The organism is Myroides sp. DF42-4-2 (genome assembly GCF_030326445.1).
In the GTDB taxonomy this organism is placed as follows: Bacteria; Bacteroidota; Bacteroidia; order Flavobacteriales; family Flavobacteriaceae; genus Flavobacterium.
The window spans coordinates 77,634-103,895 of record NZ_JACAKI010000006.1; the positions used below are offsets into that span (position 1 = coordinate 77,634).

23 protein-coding genes and 2 tRNA genes are annotated in these 26,262 nt (G+C 38.5%); 12 read left to right on the forward strand and 13 right to left on the reverse strand.

Annotated elements, in window-relative coordinates; all coding sequences use genetic code 11:
- Positions 1–103 precede the first annotated feature (103 nt).
- On the forward strand, positions 104–1,015 hold the full coding sequence (locus tag HX062_RS06595; RefSeq protein WP_286466860.1) for a DMT family transporter: 912 nt from the start codon (positions 104–106) through the stop codon (positions 1,013–1,015).
- On the opposite strand, the gene HX062_RS06600 is transcribed toward HX062_RS06595, so the two are convergent.
- Positions 1,012–2,481, reverse strand: coding sequence for a lipopolysaccharide biosynthesis protein (locus HX062_RS06600; RefSeq protein ID WP_182627130.1), 1,470 nt, complete (start codon positions 2,479–2,481; stop codon positions 1,012–1,014). The genes HX062_RS06595 and HX062_RS06600 overlap by 4 nt on opposite strands.
- A 136-nt stretch (positions 2,482–2,617) precedes the next feature.
- Here HX062_RS06600 and HX062_RS06605 point away from each other — a divergent pair, with 136 nt between their 5' ends.
- From HX062_RS06605 to HX062_RS06625, 5 genes are all read left to right on the forward strand, one after another.
- Complete coding sequence (locus HX062_RS06605; protein ID WP_286466861.1) at positions 2,618–3,472, forward strand: glycosyltransferase family 2 protein; 855 nt, start codon at positions 2,618–2,620, stop codon at positions 3,470–3,472.
- 67 nt (positions 3,473–3,539) lie between these two features.
- Positions 3,540–4,286: an MlaE family ABC transporter permease gene (locus tag HX062_RS06610; protein WP_182627134.1), complete on the forward strand. Its 747-nt coding sequence runs from the start codon at positions 3,540–3,542 to the stop codon at positions 4,284–4,286.
- A gap of 4 nt (positions 4,287–4,290) precedes the next feature.
- Positions 4,291–5,064, forward strand: coding sequence for an ABC transporter ATP-binding protein (locus HX062_RS06615; protein ID WP_182627136.1), 774 nt, complete (start codon positions 4,291–4,293; stop codon positions 5,062–5,064).
- A gap of 307 nt (positions 5,065–5,371) precedes the next feature.
- Positions 5,372–6,244 carry a pirin family protein gene (locus tag HX062_RS06620; RefSeq protein WP_286466862.1) on the forward strand — a complete coding sequence of 291 codons (873 nt, stop codon included), beginning with the start codon at positions 5,372–5,374 and terminating at the stop codon, positions 6,242–6,244.
- An 89-nt stretch (positions 6,245–6,333) separates the two neighbouring features.
- Positions 6,334–6,939, forward strand: coding sequence for a hypothetical protein (locus tag HX062_RS06625; RefSeq protein WP_286466863.1), 606 nt, complete (start codon positions 6,334–6,336; stop codon positions 6,937–6,939).
- A gap of 300 nt (positions 6,940–7,239) precedes the next feature.
- Here the strand turns inward: HX062_RS06625 and HX062_RS06630 are convergent, their stop codons facing one another.
- The 6 genes from HX062_RS06630 to HX062_RS06655 form a co-directional block, all read right to left on the reverse strand.
- On the reverse strand, positions 7,240–9,270 hold the full coding sequence (locus tag HX062_RS06630; RefSeq protein WP_286466864.1) for a M3 family metallopeptidase: 2,031 nt from the start codon (positions 9,268–9,270) through the stop codon (positions 7,240–7,242).
- A 140-nt stretch (positions 9,271–9,410) separates the two neighbouring features.
- Entirely contained in the window at positions 9,411–12,503 is a 3,093-nt protein-coding gene (secA, locus tag HX062_RS06635; protein ID WP_182627145.1) for a preprotein translocase subunit SecA, read from the reverse strand.
- A gap of 77 nt (positions 12,504–12,580) precedes the next feature.
- Entirely contained in the window at positions 12,581–12,802 is a 222-nt protein-coding gene (locus HX062_RS06640; RefSeq protein WP_002986941.1) for a DUF2795 domain-containing protein, read from the reverse strand.
- Between the two features lie 134 nt (positions 12,803–12,936).
- Positions 12,937–13,512, reverse strand: coding sequence for a cob(I)yrinic acid a,c-diamide adenosyltransferase (locus tag HX062_RS06645; protein ID WP_182627147.1), 576 nt, complete (start codon positions 13,510–13,512; stop codon positions 12,937–12,939).
- Positions 13,513–13,576: 64 nt separating this feature from the next.
- Complete coding sequence (locus HX062_RS06650) at positions 13,577–14,269, reverse strand: ABC transporter ATP-binding protein (protein WP_220497673.1); 693 nt, start codon at positions 14,267–14,269, stop codon at positions 13,577–13,579.
- A gap of 46 nt (positions 14,270–14,315) precedes the next feature.
- Positions 14,316–14,852 carry a hypothetical protein gene (locus tag HX062_RS06655; protein ID WP_286466865.1) on the reverse strand — a complete coding sequence of 179 codons (537 nt, stop codon included), beginning with the start codon at positions 14,850–14,852 and terminating at the stop codon, positions 14,316–14,318.
- 368 nt (positions 14,853–15,220) lie between these two features.
- On the opposite strand from HX062_RS06655, the gene HX062_RS06660 reads away from it, so the two are divergent.
- Positions 15,221–15,364: a hypothetical protein gene (locus HX062_RS06660; RefSeq protein ID WP_286466866.1), complete on the forward strand. Its 144-nt coding sequence runs from the start codon at positions 15,221–15,223 to the stop codon at positions 15,362–15,364.
- A 38-nt stretch (positions 15,365–15,402) separates the two neighbouring features.
- Here HX062_RS06660 and HX062_RS06665 read toward each other — a convergent pair.
- Both HX062_RS06665 and HX062_RS06670 read right to left on the reverse strand, forming a co-directional pair.
- Positions 15,403–15,476: transfer RNA gene (locus HX062_RS06665), tRNA-Arg, on the reverse strand.
- Between the two features lie 9 nt (positions 15,477–15,485).
- Positions 15,486–15,559 (reverse strand) — tRNA-Arg (locus HX062_RS06670).
- A gap of 468 nt (positions 15,560–16,027) precedes the next feature.
- On the opposite strand from HX062_RS06670, the gene HX062_RS06675 reads away from it, so the two are divergent.
- Positions 16,028–16,408, forward strand: a complete 381-nt coding sequence (locus HX062_RS06675) for a hypothetical protein (RefSeq protein ID WP_286466867.1) — start codon at positions 16,028–16,030, stop codon at positions 16,406–16,408.
- Between the two features lie 135 nt (positions 16,409–16,543).
- Here HX062_RS06675 and HX062_RS06680 read toward each other — a convergent pair whose 3' ends face one another.
- Positions 16,544–16,912 (reverse strand): hypothetical protein, encoded by a 369-nt coding sequence (locus tag HX062_RS06680; RefSeq protein WP_286466868.1) that lies wholly within the window; start codon positions 16,910–16,912, stop codon positions 16,544–16,546.
- Between the two features lie 130 nt (positions 16,913–17,042).
- Positions 17,043–18,893, reverse strand: a complete 1,851-nt coding sequence (rho, locus tag HX062_RS06685; protein WP_286466869.1) for a transcription termination factor Rho — start codon at positions 18,891–18,893, stop codon at positions 17,043–17,045.
- Between the two features lie 192 nt (positions 18,894–19,085).
- Between rho and HX062_RS06690 the strand changes: the two genes are divergently transcribed.
- A complete protein-coding gene (locus HX062_RS06690) occupies positions 19,086–19,502 on the forward strand; it encodes a DUF4293 domain-containing protein (protein ID WP_182627459.1) in 417 nt (138 codons plus the stop codon).
- 43 nt (positions 19,503–19,545) lie between these two features.
- On the opposite strand, the gene HX062_RS06695 is transcribed toward HX062_RS06690, so the two are convergent.
- Positions 19,546–20,058, reverse strand: coding sequence for a metallophosphoesterase family protein (locus HX062_RS06695; protein ID WP_182627456.1), 513 nt, complete (start codon positions 20,056–20,058; stop codon positions 19,546–19,548).
- Between the two features lie 23 nt (positions 20,059–20,081).
- Complete coding sequence (locus HX062_RS06700; protein WP_286466870.1) at positions 20,082–21,362, reverse strand: M64 family metallopeptidase; 1,281 nt, start codon at positions 21,360–21,362, stop codon at positions 20,082–20,084.
- Between the two features lie 241 nt (positions 21,363–21,603).
- Here HX062_RS06700 and truA point away from each other — a divergent pair, with 241 nt between their 5' ends.
- From truA to lpdA, 3 genes are all read left to right on the forward strand, one after another.
- Positions 21,604–22,341, forward strand: a complete 738-nt coding sequence (truA, locus tag HX062_RS06705) for a tRNA pseudouridine(38-40) synthase TruA (protein ID WP_182627453.1) — start codon at positions 21,604–21,606, stop codon at positions 22,339–22,341.
- Entirely contained in the window at positions 22,338–24,092 is a 1,755-nt protein-coding gene (locus HX062_RS06710; protein ID WP_286466871.1) for an ABC transporter ATP-binding protein, read from the forward strand. The genes truA and HX062_RS06710 overlap by 4 nt, the downstream gene beginning before the upstream one ends.
- A 609-nt stretch (positions 24,093–24,701) precedes the next feature.
- Positions 24,702–26,093 carry a dihydrolipoyl dehydrogenase gene (gene lpdA, locus HX062_RS06715; RefSeq protein WP_182627447.1) on the forward strand — a complete coding sequence of 464 codons (1,392 nt, stop codon included), beginning with the start codon at positions 24,702–24,704 and terminating at the stop codon, positions 26,091–26,093.
- The last annotated feature ends 169 nt before the right edge of the window (positions 26,094–26,262 follow it).

Sequence of the window (26,262 nt, forward strand, 5' to 3'; positions counted from 1 at the left end):
CTCATTCTCCAGTGAAATACGTACCTTTGCACCCGCTTAGCCCTAGGTGACTCTATCACAGGCTAAGCGGTTTTAGTAGTTTTAACAATCTGTATTGCCTATTATGGGACTAAACAACAAGTTTCTAGGTTTTTCAGCGGCTATTTTTGCTGCTGCCCTTTGGGGTGTTTCAGGAGCATTTGCTCAGTTCTTATTCAATGAGAAAAATTTCAATGCCGAATGGTTAGTTACCGTTCGCCTATTAATTTCTGGATCGATTATGCTCGCACTGGGAATTATAAAAGGCGATAAAGACGTTTGGCATCTTTGGAAAAATAAAAAATACGCCGTTCAGCTTGTCGTCTTCAGTTTCTTCGGGATGTTAATGGTTCAATACTCCTACTTTATTACCATTTTTCACTCCAATGCAGCAACAGCAACAGTGCTTCAATATATCGGTCCTGTTTTTATTGCAATATACTTGGCAATCCGTCTAAAAAAATGGCCAAAACCCATTGAAATACTTGCCATTGGTCTGGCGATGTTAGGTACCTTCTTACTCGTTACCCATGGGGATATAAACAGCTTGACCATTACCCCTACTGCATTAGTTTGGGGAATTATTTCTGCTATTGCCTTGGCGGCTTATACTGTTTTACCGGTGCATTTATTGAAAGAATACAGTCCCATTGTCATTATTGGTTGGAGTATGTTACTTGCTGGAACAGGCATAGCCCTTGTTTATCCTCCAATGCAATCTCCAGGTATTTGGGATATGGAAACCTTTTGGGCCGTTGGTTTCATCATCTTATTTGGCACCTTAATTTCCTTCTATATCTTCTTAGATGCCATCAATAACATCGGTCCCCAACGCGCAAGTTTACTCGCTTGTGCCGAGCCTTTATCCGCAACCTTAATCGCCGTGTTTTACTTTGGCGTTGAGTTTGAATGGCTGGATTGGTTGGGCAGCAGCTGTATTATCTTTACAATCTTACTTCTGACTAAAATCAAGAAAAAAGAAATACCGGAAAGTTAAGACCAATAGTGCTTGATCACAGCGAGCAAGCGCTGTTGAACCAAGACCAACCAGCTAGTTCTAAAGATGAGTACTCCCCCAAAAATCAAGATAAATCCAACGCGAAAAACTAGCGTTAACAAGTAATTGGTCCCCATTTCAGGAAGGTAAAACCCTACGCCTAGCATCAAGATCATGCTTGCGAATAGTTTGGCAAACTGCCAGTCAAACGGCCAAAGTCTCATCTTGATGTAAATAAAGAACATCTTCCCTAAGTTAAACAAGGTGAGCGAGATGAGCGATGCCAAACCAACACCAAAGATTCCGTAACTCGTCTGGGTTAAGAACCAAAGATTCATTCCAACATTCAACACCATTAACAGGAGAATCGCAATCAGATTAAAGCGATAGTATTTGGAATAGGAGATAATTTCCGAATTAAATCCCGTAGACATATTCAGAACCCCATTTATCCCCAATAAATAGATGATGGGAATTGAGGGAGCTAGTTTATCATAAGTGGGCAACAATCGAAACAATGATTCGATTCCTACAGCTACACAAGAAAACAACAACATTCCGATAAAAAACATCACCCGAGCCACTTCTTTATACTTTTCATTGAGTTTTTTAAGCTGGCCTTGTTTGATAAGATCCGAAATCACTGGTGCATATAAGGCAAACACACCTGTTGCTGGAATTGCTAATGTTGAGGCAAGTGTAACACCAATATTATACGTTCCGTTGGCTTCATAAGAAATAAAGGATGGAATCATCAACGAGTCTACGCGAAAGGCAAAAAAAGATCCAAAACTCCCTGCAAAGGCAAACAAACTATAGGCATAGTACTGCTTCTTCTTGACTTGATCAAACAAATCATCGTAGTTCTTGTGAATCGCATAGGGATACAGTTTGTAAATATAGCCTCCGATTACCGCAGTAATAACCACATAACTAACAATATACCACACCAACCCTTGATCAATGGTCATCGAGGTGTAAATCGCAAGGATAAAAATTGTAGGAAGTGCTATTTTGGGAATTATTTTCTCAAAAAAAGTAGGAAAGGAAATTTTCTGCAGATTTGTAGCTTGCCTGCGAAACAGCTCAATATACGCCATAGCAATCGCCAATGGAAAGGCAAATGCCACGTATGTAAAGGAGGAATCTTTGTAGAAAAAGTAAAGCACAACCAGGGAAAGTCCCACCCAACCCGTCAATTTCGCTAAAGAAACAAGGCTGTAACTGAAGAGTTTATGCTGTAATTTTTCTGTCAACTGAGGGTAAAAATTAATTAATGCATGGGTACTTCCCAATACAATAATGGGATACATAATCTGGGCACAGGCATCGACAAATCGAATAATTCCCAGCATTTCTTTGTCTTGGGGATAGATTAAAACCGTTGAAACAACGCCTATCAATACCCCTAAATAATTAATTAGCGTAAATAAAAAAGCTTGCTTGGTTGAAATACCATTACCCATGATATGTGTTTCTTTGATTCTAATCTACAAATATACTGGCTATTCGATGCACAACTACATTTTTTTATATTTTTGTGTGTTTGGTTCGAGGATGATCGTTTTTCCTTCGATATTGTGCCTGTAAATGTATAATTCCATGAAGTATATCGTACTTATTCCCGCTTATAATGAAGCAAATTATATCGAAAAAACCTTGCAGAGTTTAGCTGCACAAACGCTTCTTCCAACATGGGCATTGGTGATAAACGACGGTTCTACGGATCAAACGGCAGCCCTTGTAGCCCAACTGACTCAACAATATCCGTGGTTACACCTGTGTACCAAAACCTCTCAAGCCATACACTTGCCTGGGAGTAAAGTAATTCAAGCCTTCAACTATGGGTTGACGCAACTTCCCGAGACTCTTACCTATGATTTTATAGTAAAACTAGACGCTGATTTAATACTGCCGCAACATTATTTTGAAGCAATCGCTGTCGAATTTCAGCAAAATAAACAATTAGGAATGGCTGGTGGTGTGGCTTTAATCGAAAAAGACAAGCAGTGGATTGTCGAAAATCTTACCGATAAAGATCACATCCGCGGAGCATTTAAAGCGTATCGAAAAGCGTGCTTTGAGCAAATCGGCGGACTCCAACCTGCTATGGGATGGGATACCGTAGATGAATTGCTCTGTCGCTATTACCAGTGGGAAATTTGCGTACGCCAAGACCTACAAATCAAACACTTAAAACCCACCGGCGCCCAATACGACAAAACAGCACGTTATAAACAAGGAGAAGCTTTCTACCGCTTACACTACGGATTAACCCTAACCCTCATCGCCAGTCTAAAACTAGCGATGAGAAAAAAGAAACCCCTGCTCTGCCTCGATTATATCCGAGGCTATTTTATAGCAAAAGCAAAGAAAATGCCATTTTTAGTCAACCAAAAACAAGGCAAATTTATTCGCCAATACCGATGGACCAAAATAAAGTCCAAGCTGTTTTAGTACTTTTTTAGATTTATAAACCTAAAAAATCATTTGTAATTGGTAATTTAGCCGATATTTATTTTTTATGATAAAAACTGGATTAACAAATATTGGTCAATACTTTATTATGCTGAAAGAAATTTTCAGCAAAATGACCAAATGGAAAGTAATGAAGGAGCTAATCTTCAAAGAAATAGACGATTTAATCATAGGTTCTTTGGGTATTGTGTGCTTTTTATCTTTTTTCGTTGGTGGTGTTGTTGCGATTCAAACCGCTTTAAACTTAACTAATCCTTTAATTCCAAAATACCTGATTGGATTCGCCACTAGGCAATCTGTTATATTAGAATTTGCCCCTACATTTATCTCCATCATTATGGCAGGAAAAATGGGCTCTTTTATCACCTCTAGTATTGGTACAATGCGTGTAACTGAACAAATTGACGCCTTGGAAGTAATGGGAGTTAGCTCGCTAAACTATCTTGTATTCCCTAAAATGGTAGCTGTTTTACTCTATCCATTCGTTATTGGAATTAGTATGTTTTTAGGTATTCTAGGCGGTTGGTTTGGAGGAGTAATGGGTAATTTTGTAACTTCTGAACAATTTATCATAGGACTACAAGATACGTTTATTCCTTTTCACATTACGTATGCCTTTATCAAAACAACGCTTTTTGGTTTCTTACTTGCAACAATTCCCTCTTTCTTTGGGTACTACATGAAAGGCGGTGCACTTGAAGTAGGAAAAGCCAGTACTACTGCCTTCGTTTGGACTAGTGTGGCTATTATCCTAACCAACTATATATTAACCTCTCTCCTTTTAAGTAATTAGCAAGATGATTGAAGTAACAAACATAGAAAAGTCTTTTAATGGTTCAAAGGTGTTGAAGGGAATTACAACCACATTTGAAACAGGAAAAACAAACCTAATTATAGGCCAAAGTGGTTCTGGAAAAACCGTATTCCTAAAAACTCTTTTAGGTATTCACGCCCATGACAATGGACAAATCCTATTTGACGGAAGGGATTATGCCGAAATGAATAAAAATCAACGTCGCGATCTGCGTACCGAAATTGGAATGGTATTTCAAGGGAGTGCGCTTTTTGACTCGATGACAGTAGAAGAAAATATCGCTTTTCCCATGCGCATGTTCACCAATAAAAGCGACAAGGAAATCATGCATCGCGTCAATGAAGTAATTGATCGCGTAAAGCTAATTAATGCCAACAAAAAGAAACCTTCTGAAATATCTGGAGGAATGCAGAAAAGGGTAGCCATTGCGCGTGCCATTGTAAATAATCCTAAGTATTTGTTTTGCGATGAACCCAACTCTGGACTTGACCCTAAAACGGCAATTGTCATTGACAACCTTATTCAAGAAATTACCCATGAATACGATATCACTACTGTAATTAACACCCACGACATGAACTCCGTATTGGAAATCGGAGAACACATCGTCTTCCTAAAAAATGGCGTATTAGCTTGGTCAGGAACAAACAAAGAAATTATACAAACAGACAATGAAGATGTTGTCGATTTTGTTTACTCCTCTGAACTGTTTAAAATGGTTCGCGAAGCAATCCGACACCTAGGGTCTAGTAAATAGGCGATAATTATACGTGATAGGAAATAAGTGAACGTTAAATTTTCAATATAAAGAAGAACTGCTGTGATAAGCAGTTCTTCTTTTTTTTGCTAGGTTTGTTCGTTGCTCTTTGTTCGTTGCTCTTTGCTCTTTGCTCTTTGCTCTTTGCTCTTTGCTCGTTGTTCGTTGCTCGTTGCTCGTTGTTCGTTGCTCGGTGTTCACTCACCACTCACCACTCACCACTCACCATTCACCACTCACCTTTCTTATTTTAGATTAAGTGTATTTCGCTGTAGGCAAAGTATCTTTGAGTATAAATAAAAAGGATATGAAAACAAAAAATATTGAACAAATCGCAGCACCAAGACCTGCACATTTTGTAGGAGATGGTTTCAGAGTACACAATTTTATCCCTGGTATTCCAGGCATGAGTATGCAACGCATGGACCCTTTTATCATGTTCGACTACAACTCCAAATACCACTTTGGACCCAGTGAAATACCACGCGGGGTAGGCGTACATCCACACAAAGGATTTGAAACGGTAACTATTGCTTATAAAGGGAGAGTAGAGCACGGAGACAGTAGCGGAGGAGGAGGAATTATTGGCGAAGGCGATGTACAATGGATGACTGCAGCTTCTGGAGTTTTGCACAAAGAGTTTCACGAAACAACGTGGAGTAAAACAGGCGGTGAATTTCAAATGGTACAACTATGGGTGAACCTTCCCGCAGAAGCTAAAAAAGGAGCACCGAAATACCAAGCCATCGAACAAGCACAGATGTCACAATATCCATTGGAGCACGACTTGGGATTTGTTGAAGTAATTGCTGGAGAATACAAAGGAGCTAAAGGTCCTGCCTCCACTTTCACCCCTATTCATATGTCTAACCTAAAAGCCAAAACAGGCGCATTGGTTTCTTATGACTTCCCTATGGAATACAACACCTTGTTGTTCGTCTTAGAAGGTACAATTAACGTCAATGGCCGAGCTGTGCTTCAAGATCACGTTGCCGTGATGGCACACGATGGGGAAGAGTTTACCATAGAAGTAACCGAAGATGCTGTTGTATTAGTCTTATCAGGGCTTCCAATCAAAGAACCGATTGCTCACTATGGCCCTTTCGTAATGAACACACAAGAAGAATTACTACAAGCATTTGACGATTTTAATACTGGGAAGTTTGGAACTTGGAATTAATTACAAAAAAAGGTGTTGTTCAGCAATACCTTTTTTTATTGAACTATTTTCTCAATATGTGAATTATTTTACTTTTGTAAATAAAATATATGCGTCAAATAATCGCTAAACAAGGTGGAATTCGTTTAATTTTAGGGTTGTTCACACTAAGTCTTTTGAGCTGTTCACAAAATAGCACAGAGAAGGAAACAGCCGCATCATCCCAACATCAGGTAGCTGTATCTAGCACAGCTGAAGAAGAGCAGCCTACAACAGCAGAACAAGAGGATTTTAAATTAATAGGTACTTCCCCAGCGCTTTATGCTAGTTCTGAAGAAACCTTATTGAACATGCTAAATGAAGCAGATCAATTGCGCTTGCAAAAAGCCATTCAGATCCTTTCAAATCAAGTAGCCGAAACCATAGACTTGTATACAGAAGATGATGATATCGATTTCGACAAATGGCATGCTGCCTATTGTAAAAAAGTGCATGGATTAACTTTTAACACAATGGTACAAGCAGCCGAACAAACGTTAAAGGATATTAAAAATAAAAATATAACGCATTTACAGGAAGAAATAATGGATTTAAAAAACAATCCTGCGGAAAATCAAGAAGAATCGATGCTTTTTCTACAAGAAGAACTCGAAAAAGCGAAACAATTACCCGCTACTATTGATGCATATATTTATTCAGAGGCTTGTTTTTTTTGATAATCCTATATTTTCCCCTCATTTTTATATTAATTCCTCAACAAAAAAAAGATTCAATTCAAAATAGATGATTTTTTCTTTTTTTTATTTGTTAATATATTAGTTTTTAACTATATTTGAATTAACCTTTTAACCTAAAAAGATAATCTGCTAGTTAAATTTTGAGTATTTTAATTGGCCTCCAAAAGTAAAAGTAAATTCCCTAGTGGATGAGAAGATAAGTTGAAAAAAGAAAAGTGATGTTGTTAAGTGTGAAAAAAAAGAGTTCCAAATTAAATTGGAACTCTTTTTCATTTTATGCTATGCTAGTAACCCTGCTCTTCGCAATAATGCTTCAGGCGTCGGTTCTTGTCCTCTAAATTTTTTGTACAACGTCATAGGATGATCTGTACCTCCTTGAGATAAAATAGCATCTTTAAACGCTTTAGCTACCTCCTTGTTGAAAATACCTTTTGTTTGAAAATAAGCAAATGCATCCGCATCTAAAACTTCCGCCCATTTATAGCTGTAGTATCCTGAAGAATATCCTCCTTGAAAAATATGTGAAAAAGAAGTACTCATCGCGTTTTCAGCTACATCTGGGTATTGTTGCGTTTCCTTAAATTGCTCCAACTCAAAAGCCTTTAAATTGGTAATCTTCGTTGGATCTTGTCCATGCCACCCCATATCTAAAAGACCAAAACTCAACTGACGTACTGTGGCCATCCCTTCTAAAAAGGAAGCACTTTCTTTAATTTTATTGATATATTCCATCGGAATTACTTCACCTGTTTGATAGTGCTTGGCAAATAATTCCAAGGTTTCTTTCTCGTAACACCAATTTTCTAAAATCTGACTTGGCAGCTCGACAAAGTCCCAATACACATTCGTCCCTGATAAGGCAGGATAGGTCGTATTAGCCAACATTCCGTGCAAAGCATGTCCAAACTCGTGAAACAAAGTAGTAACTTCGTTAAACGTCAGCAAAGAGGGCTTTGTAGCTGTTGGTTTGGTGAAGTTACAAACAATAGATACATGTGGACGCTCATTAACCCCATTCAAAATGTACTGATTTTTGAAGGACGTCATCCATGCGCCATTTCGCTTTCCTTTGCGCGGAAAGAAATCCGTATAAAAGACAGCGACAAATTCTCCTTTTTCATCCCATACCTCAAACGTACGCACTTCTTGGTGGTATTTGTCAATATCAAACACTTCAGTAAACTGCAATCCGAACAATTTAGCCGCTACTTGAAAAGCCCCATCTAACACATGTTCTAATTGGAAGTATGGTTTTAACACCTCATCATCTAAATTAAAGCGCTCTTGTTTTAGTTTTTCTGCATAGTAACTACCGTCCCATTTTTGCAATTGATCAATGCCGTCAAGCTTTTTAGCAAAAGCAGTTAATGTTTCGAATTCACTAGCAGCTGCTGGTTTTGCTTTTTGTAGTAAATCGTTTAAAAAGGTATTTACTTTGGCAGGTGATTCTGCCATGCGTTCTTCCAACACAAAATCTGCATGTGTAGCATAGCCTAAGATGTTGGCACGTTCGTGTCTCAATTGAGCAATTTTTAAAACATGCCCCTCATTGTTGTATTCGTTAGCTTTAAACGCTTTTGCTCCCGCAGCAATAGCCAATTCCTTGCGCAATGCTCTATTATGTGCATAGGTCATAAAGGGAAGGTAACTTGGGTAATCCAACGTAAAGATCCACCCTTCTTTACCTTCTTGTTTTGCCAAAGCCTCTGCCTCTTCAATAGCACCCTCTGGCAAGCCTTTTAAATCTTCCTCATTGGTCAGGTGCAGTTGATAATTATGGGTTTCAGCCAATACATTTTCACCGAATTTTAGTGCAGTCGTTGCCAATTCAGCATCAATTGCTCTAACTCTATTCTTTTGTTCATCAGAAAGTAAAGCGCCGTTGCGCACAAAGTTTTTGTAGTTTTTTGTCAACAGCGTCTGTTGTTCCGTTGTCAAGTTTACTTGATCCATTTGATCATATACCTTCTTAACACGTAAAAATAGGGCTTCATTCAACAAAATATCATTTCCCAATTCCGAAAGCAAAGGCGCTACTTCTTGAGCAATCTGTTGCATTTCATCGTTGGTTTCTGCCGAATTTAAATTGAAAAAAATACTCGCCAAGCGATCGAGTTCCATACCCGAAAAAGCTAAAGCTTCTATTGTATTGGCAAAAGTAGCCGGTGCTGGGTTCGAAGTAATCGCATCAACATCCGCTTTTGATTGGGCAATTGCTTGATCAAATGCTGGTTTATAATCCGTAATTTTTATCTGTGAGAATGGTGCTGTACCGTGTTTTGTAGTAAATGGTTTACTAAAAATAGCCATAGTGATCTAGTTTTTATTTGTTCTATAAAAATACAAATTTATTCAGCGTTTGGACACAGGATAGCAAGTCTTAACATCCTATTACCATAAAAAAAGGGCTCTTGTGTCAAGAGCCCTTTGCTGTATTGAATAAACTAAAATTATGCGTTTACTTCTTGTACGGGTTGAACGGGTAAATCCGCTTTTGTCAAGAATGAAGTTACTTCTGCATCCATTTCAGCTATTGTTTTCTTAAACAATTCGAATGCCTCGAACTTATAGATCAACAAAGGATCTTTTTGTTCGTGAACAGCTAATTGAACAGACTGTTTTAATTCGTCCATTTTTCTAAGGTGTTTCTTCCACGCCTCATCTAAAATTGACAATACAACATTCTTTTCAAAGTCGTCGATCAAACTCATACCTTCTGTTTGGTAGGCAGTTTCTAAGTTTGTCACTACGTTCATGGTTTTCATACCATCTGTAAATGGCACAACAATGCGCTCGAAATTATTGTCTTGATTCTCGTAAACATTTTTGATTACTTTGAATGCTTCCGCTGCACTGCGCTGACATTTTTCGCGATAAGCAGCAAATGCTTTCTCGTATAAACGATTTGCAAGTGTTACTACGTCGTCTTTGTTGAATTGATCCTCTGTTACTACGTCGTTGATTCCAAAATTTCGGATCATATCCATATCCAAGTTCTTGAAGTCATTCGCCAATTTGTTGCTTTCGCTGATACGCTCACATAAATCGTACATCATATTTGCGATATCTACCTTCAGACGATCTCCGAACAACGCGTGTTTTCTACGTTTGTAAATTACTTCACGTTGTGCATTCATTACGTCATCATATTCTAATAGGCGTTTACGAATACCAAAGTTGTTCTCCTCTACTTTTTTCTGTGCTCTTTCGATAGACTTAGTCATCATCGAGTGTTGGATCACTTCTCCGTCTTCCAACCCTAATCTATCCATGATCTTCGCTACACGCTCTGAACCGAATAATCGCATAAGATTGTCTTCTAAAGACACGTAGAACTGAGAACTTCCTGGATCTCCTTGACGTCCTGCACGACCTCTTAACTGACGGTCAACACGTCTTGAATCGTGGCGTTCTGTACCAATGATGGCTAATCCTCCTTTGTCTTTCACCTCTTGAGAAAGCTTAATATCCGTACCACGACCTGCCATATTTGTTGCAATAGTCACAATACCTGGTTTTCCTGCTTCTTCAACAATTTGAGCCTCTTGTTTGTGTAGTTTCGCGTTTAATACGTTGTGTTGAATACCGCGCATTTTTAACGATCTACTCAACAATTCCGAAATCTCCACCGATGTAGTACCGATTAATACCGGACGTCCTGCTTGTGATAGTTCTACAACATCGTCAATAACGGCTTTGTATTTCTCACGCACTGAACGGTAAATTTTATCTTCTTTATCCTTGCGCGCAATTCCTCTGTTGGTTGGAATTTCAACTACGTCCAATTTGTAGATTTGCAAGAACTCTCCTGCTTCTGTAATCGCCGTACCAGTCATCCCTCCCAATTTTTTGTACATGCGGAAGTAGTTCTGTAGGGTAATCGTAGCAAAGGTTTGTGTAGCTGCTTCGATTTTTACGTTTTCTTTTGCCTCAATCGCTTGGTGTAATCCGTCTGAATAACGACGTCCATCCATAATACGACCTGTTTGCTCGTCAACGATTAAAATTTTGTTGTCAATAACCACGTATTCCGTATCTTTTTCAAATACAGTATAGGCTTTCAACAACTGATTTAACGTGTGAATACGCTCGCTTTTCACACCAAAATCTTGAAACAATCGCTCTTTGGCAATAGCCTCATCTTCTCTTGATAAGTTTTGGCTCTCAATACGAGCTACTTCTGTTCCAATATCCGGTAAAACGAAGAAGTTCTCGTCTGTATCTTGCGATAAAAACTTGATCCCGTTATCCGTTAATTGCACTTGATTGTTTTTCTCTTCAATTACGAAGTACAACGCCTCATCCACTTTATGCATTTCTCTATTGTTGTCTTGCATATAGTGATTTTCCGTTTTTTGAAGCAATTGCTTCACCCCTTCTTCACTTAAGAATTTAATAAGGGCTTTATTTTTTGGTAAACTTCTGTAAGCTCTTAGCAATAAGAAACCACCTTCTTTTGTATTTCCTTCGCGGATTAATTTTTTGGCGTCTGCCAAGAAGTTATTCGCCAATTTTCGTTGAATCTCAACGAGGTTTGACACTTTTGGTTTTAGCTCGTTAAACTCATGGCGATCCCCTTGTGGAACAGGACCCGAGATAATCAATGGCGTTCTAGCATCATCGACTAATACTGAATCGACCTCATCGACGATAGCATAGTTGTGGACACGTTGCACCAATTCTTCTGGCGTATGAGCCATATTGTCTCTCAAATAATCGAAACCAAATTCGTTATTTGTTCCGTAAGTAATATCCGCAGCGTAAGCAGCTCTTCTACCTGGAGAGTTTGGTTGGTGATTGTCAATACAGTCTACGGTCATTCCGTGGAATTCGAATAAAGGTGCTTTCCACTGGCTATCCCTTTTGGCAAGGTAATCATTCACAGTTACTAAGTGTACACCATTTCCTGTCAATGCATTCAAGTATAAAGGCAAGGTAGCAACTAATGTTTTCCCTTCCCCTGTTTGCATCTCGGCAATTTTCCCTTGGTGTAATACGATACCTCCGATTAACTGAACATCGTAGTGAATCATATCCCAAGTTACTTCTTTACCAGCTGCAGACCACTTATTGGCCCATTGGGCTTTTCCGTCAACAATGGTCACATACGGTTTGTGATCAGCAAACTCCATATCTTTTTCAGAAGCTGTAACCTCTACCGTATCGTTTTCTTTGAAACGCTTTGCAGTTTCTTTTACCACAGCAAATGCCTCAGGCAAAATATCCATCAATACTTTTTCAGTATTGTCATACGCTTCTTTTTCTAAGCTATCAATACTTGCGTAAATAGCTTCTCTTTTATCGATATCTTGAGTCTTCTCGATTTCTTCTTTGTACGAAGCTATTTTCGCATCTTGATCGGCTCTAGATTGTTGAATCTTCTCTTTGAAATAGATTGTCTTTGCTCTTAATTCGTCATTTGACAAAGCAGATAAAGACGATTCATACGTTTTAATTTTTTCAATTAGAGGCTTTATTTCCTTGATATCTCTTTCCGATTTATCGCCGACAAAAACCTTTAATATGGTATTTATAAGACTCATAGGTTTATATGTTTTTTACTCTTTTTTCACTTGCTAAAATAAACAAAAAAAAGCCTTGTAGAAGGCTTTTTTCTATATTAATACTCATCCTCGTTCCAAAGATAATCTTCGTCTGTAGGATAGTCTGGCCATATTTCTTCCATAGATTCATAGATTTCTCCTTCATCTTCGATGGATTGTAAGTTTTCAACTACTTCAAGGGGCGCACCTGTTCTAATAGCGTAATCTATCAACTCATCTTTAGTCGCAGGCCATGGAGCATCACTTAAATAAGATGCCAATTCTAATGTCCAATACATCTCTTAACCTTTTTTAAATTTTATTGCAAAAATAAATTTTATTATGAAATAAGCAAGCTTTTTTCATAGTATTTCACTAAGTTTAAAGAACGTCTTGCTTTTTTCACAACAAAAAATCGCGGAATTCAGTGGGTTTACCCCTGTTTTTCAGGCATCCATTTTACTTCCTCTACACTTAAGTCAAAAGTCAACTTTCGTGCCAACACAAAAAGATAGTCAGAAAGTCGGTTGATATACATCAAAATTTCTGCTTCTACCGCTTCTTCTTGGCTTAACTGTACTGACAAGCGTTCTGCTCTACGACAAACACAACGCGCAATATGACAGAATGACACAATTGTATGACCACCTGGTAAAATAAAATGTGTCATAGGAGGCAAATCTTGCTCCATACGATCGATTTCACGCTCTAAAGCATCGACAGTTTCAGCGGTTATTTTCGGGATATTTAGGCGTTCTTTGCCGTTTTTTAAACGTGCTTTTTGGGGATCTGTCGCCAACATAGCTCCTAAAGTAAATAGATCGTGCTGAATAGCGAGTAAAGCTTGTTGTTCTAGGTCAGGAATATCCTGATCGCGAATCAAGCCAATATAAGCGTTCAATTCGTCTATTGTACCGTAGGATTCGATTCGAATATGATCTTTAGGAACTCGTGTTCCCCCGAATAAAGCCGTAGTCCCTCCGTCGCCAGTCTTGGTGTATATTTTCATTTTAACAGTTGTTTGATCTAACGAGCAAAATACAATACTTTGGGTAAACTAACGCGACTTTCTTCTATTTTATTCGCTGATCACTTTCGATAACCCCATCGCGCAAGCGAATAATGCGGTGGGCGTGCGCTGCGATATCTTCCTCATGGGTCACGAGAATCACTGTATTGCCTTTACTGTGAATTTCGTCGAATAACGCCATAATTTCAATAGAGGTTTTCGTATCTAAATTTCCCGTAGGTTCATCGGCTAAGATAATAGAGGGATTGTTGACTAATGCACGTGCCACAGCTACACGCTGTCTTTGTCCACCAGAGAGTTGATTGGGGTGGTGATCCATGCGATCCCCTAAGCCCACCATATGCAAAACAGAAGTAGCGCGTTCCTTGCGCTCATCTTTCGATTTTCCAGCATAAATCATCGGTAAAGCCACGTTGTCCAAAGCCGTAGTACGCGGCATCAAGTTGAAGGTTTGAAAAACAAAACCAATGTCTTTGTTGCGAATTTCTGCCAATTGATCATCATCTAATCGACTGACGTCCTTGCCATTTAAACTATAATAACCCGAAGTAGGCGTATCCAAACAACCTAAAATGTTCATCAACGTAGATTTACCCGATCCTGAAGGCCCCATCAAAGCGACGTAATCCCCCTTTTCAATTTGTAAATTTACCCCTTTCAAGACTTTTACCGTCTCAGATCCCATTTTGAAGTCGCGCTTAATATCCTGGATATCAATAATTAATTCTTTAGACATAATCCTCGTATTTTCTTTCATATAAGTGTCTAAAAACGTCATTTTGTTACACGCGCAACAAACGGAATATGCGGTCCGGTTGTAAACGCAAGGTAAAATGCTGTTTCAGCTGTTCTTTTCGCTTGAAAGCCACTCCGAAATAATAGAAATCTAAAGTTACAATCATTTCTTCGGATGCCACTACTTCTTGCCAATATTTTTCGACGGATGCCTCCTTCCCTCTTCGATCGATGATCCAAAACGAATCATTGTGTAGCAAAGAGCTAACCGTAGCTATACTAGGCCAAGATGACGCTGTTGTACCATTGAAAATAAGACAATCATAGGGCGTCGTAGATTCGCGTTGAAAAACAACCATATCTCGGTTGATCTTTGTGCTCAAAGCTTGTTTATCTAGTACCCCAATATAGTGCGGCTCAAAGTACACAAGCAACCGGTCAATGAACTGCTGCTTTCGCGATTGCCCTTTCCAACGACGATCCGAAGGATAGAGTCCACGAGTAAGTAAATTAAACACAAAAGGCGAATGTGTGCCGTGTTCGTTATTTGCAGTAAACCAAAATTGAAGGTAATCGAGAATCATAAGGCAAACAATTATTCGTTGTCGCATAAAAATCTTGCACGACAAAGGTAATTGTTCCTTTGGGTAATTGAGGTCATTACATAAAACATTTCACATAAAATGCTCAAATTACATAAAAAAACCTACACAAATGTGCAGGGTTTTCCGATGCTACGGATTTGTCATTCCTGCCTTCATCTATTCAATCTAACGCACGGATTGCCACGCGATCGGGTTCCTATAGGTAGATAGGTAAGGGTTTGTAAGGGGTTTGTAAAGGGTTTGTAAGGCAAAATGGCCTAAAACCCTTGTAAACACTAACTATCCCCTTACAAACCCTTTACAAGTACTTTTCCCACCTGTGTCAAAACACTTAAATTCAACTGGTTATGATTTTATTATTTCGAAAAATAATGGAAAAGAGCTCTTTTTTATCTAAAAAGTGGAAGAAAACGGAAGAGGGTATTGCAAGTCACATTCGACTTGGTCCGATGGCGCGGATTGCAAATCCACACCATCGGAGCATTGCATAAAAAAAACCCTACACAAATGTGTAGGGTTTTCTTTGTTGTGACGATGACAGGATTCAAACCTGTAACCTTCTGAGCCGTAATCAGATGCGCTATTCAGTTGCGCCACATCGCCATTATTTTGTGACCACGGCAGGATTCAAACCTGCAACCTTCTGAGCCGTAATCAGATGCGCTATTCAGTTGCGCCACGTGGCCTTGTTGCTTATTGCGAGTGCAAATATAAGACGATATTCTGTAAAACCAAACTAGATCAACAAAAAAATGGAGGTTTTTTTTGTTTGCTTTATTAATCAATTAATTGAGAGTAGCTTAGCCTGAAAGTTTTTTCTATCTTTTTTTTGATGAATGCGCAATCCCTTAGTGATAGAAGGACTTTCACTCTTCAAAATACTCCAAGAGCGAAGTAGGTTCTAACAACTGAATTACCCCATATTTGGCGAATGTCGACATAGTCATAGCGTGCGAGTACTAAAAGATAGACGAGCTGCTTTTCTCCTTTGCTTTTGTATTACATCTCCCTTTGTGGTATAAAGCACTCCTTCTACAGGAACTAAACGCCAAGTACAGAAAAACTGTACTTTATGCTAAAGTTAGCAGATTTATTTTTTAACCTAAAAAAACAGCGTATTTTAACATAACCAATCGAACCAAAAATATTTAATTATGAAAAAATTACTTTTTACTCTTGCCCTGGTATTGGGATGTGGAGCAACGACTTTTGCAAATGAAAGCGATCGTACAGACCAGATCTATAAATATTTCAAACAATATGACTACGAAATTGTTGTTTGGAAAAAACTGAGAAACAATGGTGACGGTCCACAGATGATGCAAATGCTACACAAAGAAACAGGAAGAAATACAATGGCCTGGATCAACAATCGAATTAACGTATTAAAACAAAACTATCCAGGCACACCACAAGAACCTGTGAGTGTGATCAATATGATCCCCTATCCTAGTAGCGATTTCGATCCTATCTATGTTGATCCTAGCATTCCTGACAGAGTATTAGAAGAAGTTGTGTTTGAAACACGTCAATAATAAGCTAACTAATCATTACATCTACATAGAGCAGGTCGTTTTTTAACTCCTGCATCGTGTACCTAAAAGTTTATCCATTCAAGACCGCGCGTTCTGCGCCTCTTATTTGGGTAAACTTTTTTTACTGTTTCGCTTTTATTGCAATTTACTGTAGTAGATATAAACCAAGGTGGTAATCAAGAAAATAAGCAAATAAAAATAGAGGGGATTTCCCGTGAACAACCCTACAACTAAAAACAGAACAGTAGCGACAGCGCCAATGAGTAAGAAATTGAAGGTTTCTTTATCGATCAAATCGTCAAAATCTTCCTCTTCCTCTTTCATTTCCTTTTCGAGTTGCTGTGTTTTTTCTTGGAGTTTTGCTTTTTTTTCTGCCCATGTTTTTTGAAGTGCACTGCTTCTAATTTGTTTCGCTTTACCTTGTGACGACAGGTACGAATGACCATAGCGATACCCTAGGTAGTCGAGCAATAAGACCAGTAATAGTAAAGCAACTTTTATCATCGTATGGGTATTCACCGTATTCTCTAGGCGCAAAAATAATAAACAATATAACAAACACACCCAACAAAAATAAAAAAAGAGGACATTCGCTTTGGAATGCCCTCTTTTCAATTATATTCAAAATCACTAATTATCCTTGAATTTCACCAAAAAACTCTTCGTTGTTTTTTGTGTTTTTAATCGAGTCAATAATCGATGTCATGGCTTCGATAGAATTCATATCATCCATTACTTTGCGAACTGTCCAAGTGCGTTGTAAAGCATCTCTATCGAGTAATTCATCATCGCGACGTGTACTTGAAGAGGTAATATCAATAGCCGGGTAAATGCGCTTGTTTGCCAATTTTCTATCCAATTGAAGCTCCATATTCCCTGTTCCTTTGAATTCTTCAAAAATCACCTCATCCATTTTAGATCCCGTATCCACCAAAGCCGTAGCGATAATACTCAAGGAACCACCGTTCTCGATATTACGCGCCGCTCCAAAGAAGCGTTTTGGTTTTTGTAGTGCATTAGCATCTACCCCTCCACTCAATACTTTTCCTGATGCAGGCTGTACCGTATTATACGCACGAGCTAAACGCGTGATAGAGTCTAGTAAGATTACTACATCATGCCCACATTCGACTAAACGCTTGGCCTTTTCTAAGACAATATTAGCTACTTTTACGTGGCGTTCTGCTGGCTCATCAAAGGTTGAAGCAATCACTTCAGCACGAACACTGCGTTGCATATCTGTCACCTCTTCTGGACGCTCATCAATCAATAAAACGATCAAATAAACCTCAGGGTGATTCGCTGCAATTGCATTAGCTACATCTTTCAACAACATGGTTTTACCCGTTTTTGGCTGAGCAACGATCATTCCACGTTGTCCTTTACCAATTGGAGCAAACATATCCATAATACGCGTTGAAGTTGTACTTCTAGCGCCGTCTAATTTAAATTTCTCTGTAGGGAAGATTGGGGTTAAATGCTCAAAAGAAACGCGATCTCTCACACTTTGAGGGTCGTGCCCATTAATTTTTAATACGCGTACTAAAGGGAAGAATTTTTCTCCTTCTTTTGGAGGGCGAACCACTCCTTTTACGGTATCTCCTGTTTTTAAACCAAAAAGGCGAATTTGCGATTGAGACAAATAGATATCATCAGGAGATGACAAATAATTGTAATCAGCAGAACGCAAGAACCCGTATCCATCAGGCATCATTTCCAATACGCCTTCACTTTCAATAATACCATCAAACTCATAATCAGGTTCTCTGAAATTATTTTTTTGTTGAGCGTTATTGTTGTTGGATTGATTTTGATTGCGCTGTTGATTTCTATTGCCTTGTTGATTTTGATGCTGTCTTTTGTTTTCTTGTTCAACAGCAGGCTGGTCGTTTACAACTGAAGATTCAGTTTCGCTTTTTGCAGTATCAGGAGCAACACCTTGACGTTGTTCTTCTCCTTGTTGTTTTTTGTTATTCTTGAAGTCGCGTTTTTGAAAATCGCGCTTGGTATTGTCGTTTTTCTTCTTTTGTGCAAAATCCTTGCGATTGTCACGCGGATTGTTCTTTGCCTCTACTTTGGAATCTGCAGTTGATTCTGTTTGTACAGCCTCGCGTTCTTCCGTTGTGTCTTCATTTGAAGTTTCAATCGGTTTGCGTGCTGCGGATTCAGTCTTCTTCTCTTGTTTCCCTTCCATTGGTGTTATTCCCACCTCTGTTGTTTGCTTAGCAAGTCTTGGACGTCTTGTTTTTTCGACTGGAGTAGCTGCCGCCGGAGCTGGTTGCACTGCCTCGGCTTGAACCGGTTTTTCTTTTTGCGCAACAGGCTTGGCCGCTTTTGCCTTGACTTCTGCTGGAGCTTGAACCGCTAATATTCGTTCAATTAACTCTCCTTTTTTTAAAGTCGACACCTTAGTCAGCTTAGCCTTCTTCGCGATCTCCTGAAGGTCAGAAACCTTCATTTTTTCTAATTGGGAAATGTCAAACATATAAATGTTTATAGATTATAAATAAATGAGTTGTGTCTTAAAAATAAGAATGGAATTTTTGTTAGTAGAAGTGTCGTATTATGAAGTACTTACGACATAACTGTTGCAATAATACGAATTATTTTTAATATTTAATAGGTTTTTATAAAAAAGAAACCTTACTTTTGTCTGAGTTACAGAAAATCAATCATCATGTTACAGCGAATTCAAACCGTATATATGATTCTAGTGCTTATTGCACTAGGTGTATTACCCTTTGTTTTTCCTTTATGGTACAATGCAAAGCAAGAGGAAGTTTACTTTATGTTTTTCCCTTCATTTACATTCCTTTTTGGGGCATCTGCTGCGTTAACCGTTGTGAGCATCATGAATTACAAAAATAGACAACGACAGTTTGTTTGCAACAGACTGACTATGATATTAAACGTTATACTATTAGGATTATTTGTTTATCGAACACTAACTGTATCTGGAGAAGCGACAGAAATCGTTTCTGAGAAAGGTATTGGGATGTTCCTCCCTATTGTTTCTATCGTGTTGCTTGTATTAGCAAACAAAGCCATCAAGAAGGATGAAGATCTTGTAAAATCTGTGGATCGTTTGCGATAAACCTAACATCTTAGTTTATTAGTGCGTAAAAAAAACCGAACAATTATATTTGTTCGGTTTTTTTGTTTTTCGGCCATTCAATCAGCTCTAAATCTTTTATACTCCCTTGATCCAACACAAATCGCAACATGGTACGCACTTGGTGAAAACCACTAATACCCGCAGCACCAGGGTTTAAATGCAATACCCCATGTTCGTTGTCGTATTGTACCTTCAATATATGGGAATGACCGCAGATGTACAATCCCGGTTTTTCTCTTCTCAATTGATTTTTTACTTGGGTGCGGTAGTTCCCAGGATAACCACCAATGTGAATCATATACACTTTCATCCCCTCACAAACAAAAAGTTGCTCTTCTGGAAATTCTATACGTGCTTCTGCATCGTCTATATTGCCATAAACAGCACGCAGGGGTTTGTACTTTTTTATTTCATCGGTAACTGCAAGATTTCCAATATCTCCTGCATGCCAAACTTCATCGGCCTGCTTGACGTATTTTAAAATCGACGCATCCATACAGCTATGGGTATCGGATAGCAATAATATTTTTTTCAATGGTACTATTCTTTATACAACTATTAATCAAGGTAAAACTGAATCAACTTTTCGATTGCCTGTTGACAAACGGCACAGAATTTATCGTATTGATTGGTGCGCATACGACATTCTAACGCTCCTTTGTAAATTCCATTCCCTGCTAATCCTTCGTAAACACCTATAGGGTATTTCTTTGCCTGGTCCACAAGAGTAGGTATAGGGGTCCCTTTTTTCAACAGTTTTTTCCATTTGGAATCAAAATCTTTTAACGTGGTTATGTTTTGCTCCCAAGGTTCTGTTTGATTGGAAATAAACTCACTCAATACATCTTGTTCGTAAAAGTACTCGTCTGCCAATCCCGCAAAACTATGTCCAAACTCATGCACAACCACAGGTTTAAAATCCGCATGTCCCGTTGTAGTCAAAGTGTAGGAATTGTATATTCCACCACCTCCATACACATCGGTATTCGCAAGGATGATAATGTGTTCATACGGAATTCCTGCAAGGAGATCATGTACTTTTTTCAGGCGATTTGTCGTTAAATAACGCGCAGAATAAAACGTATCAAAATTTGATTCAACAGCCGTTGTCTTCCAATCGCCACTACGAGGTACACTAACTCCAGAATCAGTAGATGGGCTTTTTACAGCAATAAAATTAAAGTAATCACTAAATTGACCAAATGGTTGATGCTTTAGTATTTCCTCAACAGAAACTTTTGCGGCATCGATAAATTGATCCATTTGTTCTACAGTATAGCCTTCTGCAAGGAATACTACGTTAATTGCCTTGTCGCTGTCTTTGGCCTGATGCAGGTATTCATGTGGCGTTACCTCCGCTATTCCCTTGTCGTGAATCAACATATCTTGGGGTTGAATCACATGGGTTAACGTACTTTTCTCTCTTCCATTTTCATCAAATAGCACAACTTCTACTTTGGTTTGTTGCTTTGGAAACGGAACTAAAAAAACATTTTCAAAACTCTTCGTCGTCGTTACTGCCTCTTCTGTTGATAGCCACTCTTGAAATAGCGTACTAAAACTCGTGCTATAGATCAGCTGATTCGTTGCTTGGTCATATAGGCGCACTTGTCCATTTCCTCTAAGTGGATTTTCACTTAGGTGATGAGTTCTCCCTGCCCAAGTTGGGTAGCGGACTAATTCATCTAACAAGATATACTGCTGATCGACATTTCCTCCAAAAATATAATCCAATCTCAGGGTTTTATTCTCGAAATATTGGTTAAAATCTTGGGCTTGAGCTGCAGTAAATAGTCCCCCCAACAAGAAGCCTACTACCACCTTTTTTATTGTTCTCATGATCGGTATCGTTTTCAAAAAGTAAAAATAAAACTATTTCGCTACTTTATCGTTTGCTTTTTGATTTTGTTTATGCTGTGGCGTTTTGTTTACTGTTTAAATGACAATCCACACAAACAACAAATCTCTCTTTAGTTCTGTGCCCATATATTTGTTTTGATATTCGATCAACCTTCCCTGTGTTTCGGTTTTCCATTTCCTATTTTTGAAGTATATTTGTAGGCTTAAAACGAGACCTATTTTGAGATATTTTATCGAATTTGCGTATAATGGTGCGAACTATCACGGCTGGCAATTACAACCTAATGCACCTACTGTACAGCAAACGTTAACCGAGGCTATTTCGACCTTACTGCGCCAACCGATTGAACTCACTGGAGCAGGTAGAACAGATGCAGGTGTACACGCCAAGCAGATGTTTGCGCATTTTGACTGCGAAGATCCCTTGGATAAATCGGTTTTGATTCAAAAAATGAATTCGTTTTTACCCGCTGATATTGTGGTATACCAATTTCACGATGTCCCAGCTGATGCACATGCTCGTTTTGATGCGACAGATCGAACCTACGAATACCATATGCATCTATTTAAAGATGCGTTTGTTCACCCGTTGAGTTACTATCACCACCGACATTTGGATGTAGAACTGATGAATCAAGCGGCTCAAATTTTATTTGAATACGAAGACTTCGAGTGTTTTTCAAAGACTCATACAGATGTCTTCACGTTTAATTGCACCATCCACAAAGCGGAATGGACCTATATCAACGACAATCAATTGGTTTTCACCATACAAGCTAACCGATTCTTGCGCAATATGGTACGCGCTATTGTCGGCACATTGATCAACGTGGGATTACACAAAATCACCCTTGATGATTTCAGAACAATCATCGAAAGCAAAGACCGTGGAAAGGCAGGATTCTCAGTTCCCGGAAAAGGCTTATTTTTAACAAAAGTAGGTTACCCTTATTTATGAAAAAACTAAACTCCATATCCTTACGCAAAACATTAGCATATGCCAAACCCTATCAGAATAGATTCCGTTGGGTAATCTTCTTTGCTATTGCTTTATCAATCTTTGCTGCGGCTCGTCCATATATGGTCAAAGAAACCGTAAACCAATACGTACAACCCAAAGATCAAAATGGTCTTCTACTCTATGTTGGACTAATGGCTATTGTCTTGATTTTGGAAGTGACCTTTCAGTTTTTGTTTACCTATTGGGCTAGTTGGTTGGGACAAGATATCGTCAAAGACATACGCGAAAAATTATTCAAAAAAATAATCTCTTTTCGCATGCGCTATTTCGACAATGAACCTGTTGGTAAATTAGTAACGCGTTCGGTTTCAGATATTGAATCCATCGCTAGTATTTTTAGCCAAGGTTTGTTTATGATTGTCAGCGACTTGCTAAAAATGTTTGTGGTCTTGGCGATTATGTTCTACATGAACTGGAAGCTCAGCTGTATTGTTTTATTGGCCATGCCTATTTTGCTTTACGCCACTCGTGTTTTTCAAATCAAAATGAAATCTGCCTTTCAGGAAGTGCGCACGCAAATTGCCAACCTCAACACCTTTGTACAAGAGCGAATCTCAGGAATGAAAATTGTACAACTCTTTACTCGTGAAGAGATTGAATATGAAAAATTCAAAGAAATTAATGAAAAGCACAACCAAGCTTGGTTGAAAAACATTTTGTATAACTCCATTTTCTTTCCCATAGCGGATATTGTATCCTCATTGACCTTAGGGCTTGTGATTTGGTACGGCGGGATGTCTATTGTTCAAGGGGACAACCTCACTACCTTTGGAGATTTATTTGCCTATACGATGCTAATCAGTATGCTATTCAACCCCTTGCGTCAAATTGCGGATAAATTTAACGTCATGCAGATGGGAATTATTGCGGCAGAACGCGTGTTTGAAGTGCTGGAAATGGACGAGACAATTGAAAATAACGGAACCATTATAGCACCGTCGTTCAAAGGCGATATTTCCTTGAGTAACGTACACTTTAGCTATATTCCAGGAGTGGAAGTCTTAAAAGGCATCGACCTTCAAATTAAAGCAGGTCAAACCGTTGCAATTGTAGGTTCTTCTGGAGCTGGAAAATCAACCATTATCAACTTACTCAACCGCTTCTACGATATCAATGCAGGTCAAATTAAAATTGACGGTATTGATATACACGATTTTGAACTAGCTTCACTGCGTCAACAAATTGCTATCGTACTTCAAGATGTCTTCTTGTTTAGCGATAGTATTCTCCATAATATCACCCTACACAATCCCGCTATTTCAAGAGAATTTGTTATTGAATCAGCTAAGAAAATCGGCATTCACGATTTTATTGTCAATTTACCTGGTGGATATGATTACGACGTAAAAGAACGCGGGGTTATGTTGTCTTCTGGTCAACGTCAATTAATCGCCTTTTTGCGCGCCTATGTAAGTAAACCAAGTATTTTGATTCTCGATGAAGCAACCTCTTCCATTGACTCACATTCAGAAGAATTACTTCAAAAAGCAACGGATTACCTCACTCACAATCAAACATCTATTATCATTGCCCACCGTTTAGCCACAATCGTAAACGCCGATGTCATTATTGTGATGGATAAAGGGAAAATTGTGGAAAAAGGAACCCACCAAGAGTTGTTAACCTATGAAAATGGTTACTATAGAAACTTATATGAATCTCAATTTAAGGCAGTTGAATCAGCTTAATCCCTGCCCTTTACAAATATACAAAAGAGGTCTGTTTACATACAGATCTCTTTTTTTGTTTTATGCTCGTGTAAAAGTTTCATTATTCAAAAAAAACAAGACGAAAAATTAAGTTTGGTCTATTTATTGGTAGACCATGAAGGAAGAGAACGTTAATGTCATTGGGAGGGGTCATTTTCACTCAGCGTGATAGTACCCCGTTAAAGCACGGCAACGTCCCCTATAGACCGCCCCCCCCTTGAACAGATTGAAAAGTCTGTTTAGTTCGTCTTCAACTAAGCTTTTTAATTTGGACTACCCCCAGCAGTTCAGGGCAGAAACATCTAAGCTGCTAAGGGTAATCTAACCTTGCATCAATTGTTTTATTATTTTACCATTGCGTGAGATTTCTCCATAATCTCACGCTTTTTATTTCTGTTAGTCTCTATTGTATTAGAAGATATACAACAATTTAAACTATTACTTACAAACTATACGCTAAAACACATAGACTAAGAAGTTCAATTTATAATTCTATAATTTACAGTCCATCAACTTTTCAAACTCGAAAGTTTCAAGTACGGAAATAATTGATTATTTTCGTAGCGTAAAATATAGAAATACATACATATGAAATTCGATATTATTGTTTTAGGAAGTGGCCCTGGAGGGTACGTTACTGCAATCAGAGCCTCTCAATTAGGTTTTAAAGTAGCAGTAGTTGAAAGAGAAAACTTAGGAGGTATTTGCTTAAACTGGGGATGTATTCCTACGAAAGCACTTCTAAAATCTGCACAAGTTTTTGAGTACTTGAAGCATGCTTCTGACTACGGTTTGACAATTAATGGAGAAGTTGATAAAGATTTCGATGCTGTAGTTGCACGTTCACGTGGAGTTGCTGCTGGAATGAGCAAAGGTGTTCAATTCTTAATGAAAAAGAACAAAATTGAAGTTATCGATGGATTTGGAAAAGTAAAACCTGGAAAAAAAGTTGACGTAACAGATAAAGATGGCAAAGTAACGGAATATACCGCAGACCACATCATCATCGCAACAGGAGCTCGTTCTAGAGAATTGCCAAACTTACCACAAGATGGCACAAAAGTAATCGGATACCGTCAAGCCTTAACGTTGGCAAAACAACCAAAGAAAATGATTGTTGTAGGTTCAGGTGCAATTGGCGTTGAGTTTGCTTATTTCTATAACGCAATGGGAACTGATGTTACTGTTGTAGAATTTATGCCAAACATCGTTCCGGTAGAAGATGAAGATATTTCTAAACAATTCGAGCGCTCATTGAAGAAAGCTGGAATCAAAGTTATGACAAATGCTTCTGTTGAGAAAGTTGACACTACAGGTGAAGGAGTAAAAGCGACGGTAAAAACAGCTAAAGGAGAAGAGATCATCGAAGCGGATATCGTTTTATCAGCAGTAGGGATCAAAACAAATATCGAAAACATCGGTTTAGAAGAAGTAGGAATTGCTACAGACCGCGATAAAATTTTAGTAAACGATTTCTACCAAACGAATATCCCTGGATACTATGCAATTGGAGACGTTGTTCCTGGACAAGCTTTAGCACACGTTGCTTCTGCAGAAGGAATCTTATGTGTTGAAAAAATTGCTGGTCACCATGTAGAACCATTAGACTACGGAAATATCCCTGGATGTACGTATGCTACACCTGAAATTGCTTCTGTTGGATTAACAGAGAAAAAGGCAATCGAAGCAGGATACGAAATCAAAGTTGGAAAATTCCCATTCTCAGCTTCTGGAAAAGCACAAGCTGGTGGTACACCTGACGGATTCGTAAAAGTAATCTTTGATGCAAAATACGGAGAATGGTTAGGATGCCACATGATCGGTGCTGGTGTTACAGATATGATTGCTGAAGCCGTTGTTGCTCGTAAACTAGAAACAACTGGATACGAAATCTTGAAAGCCGTTCACCCTCACCCAACAATGAGTGAAGCTGTAATGGAAGCTGTTGCTGATGCTTACGGAGAAGTAATCCACTTGTAATTCACAACAGAATTATACCGTTCAAAACATAAAAAAGTCTGTCGAAAATCGACAGACTTTTTATTTTTATCCTATTTTGCATCTACTTTTTCTAGTCATCACTTTGAAAGAAACGCATAATTAACTATATTTAAACCTATTAACCTATAAATAGTTTCATTATGAATCG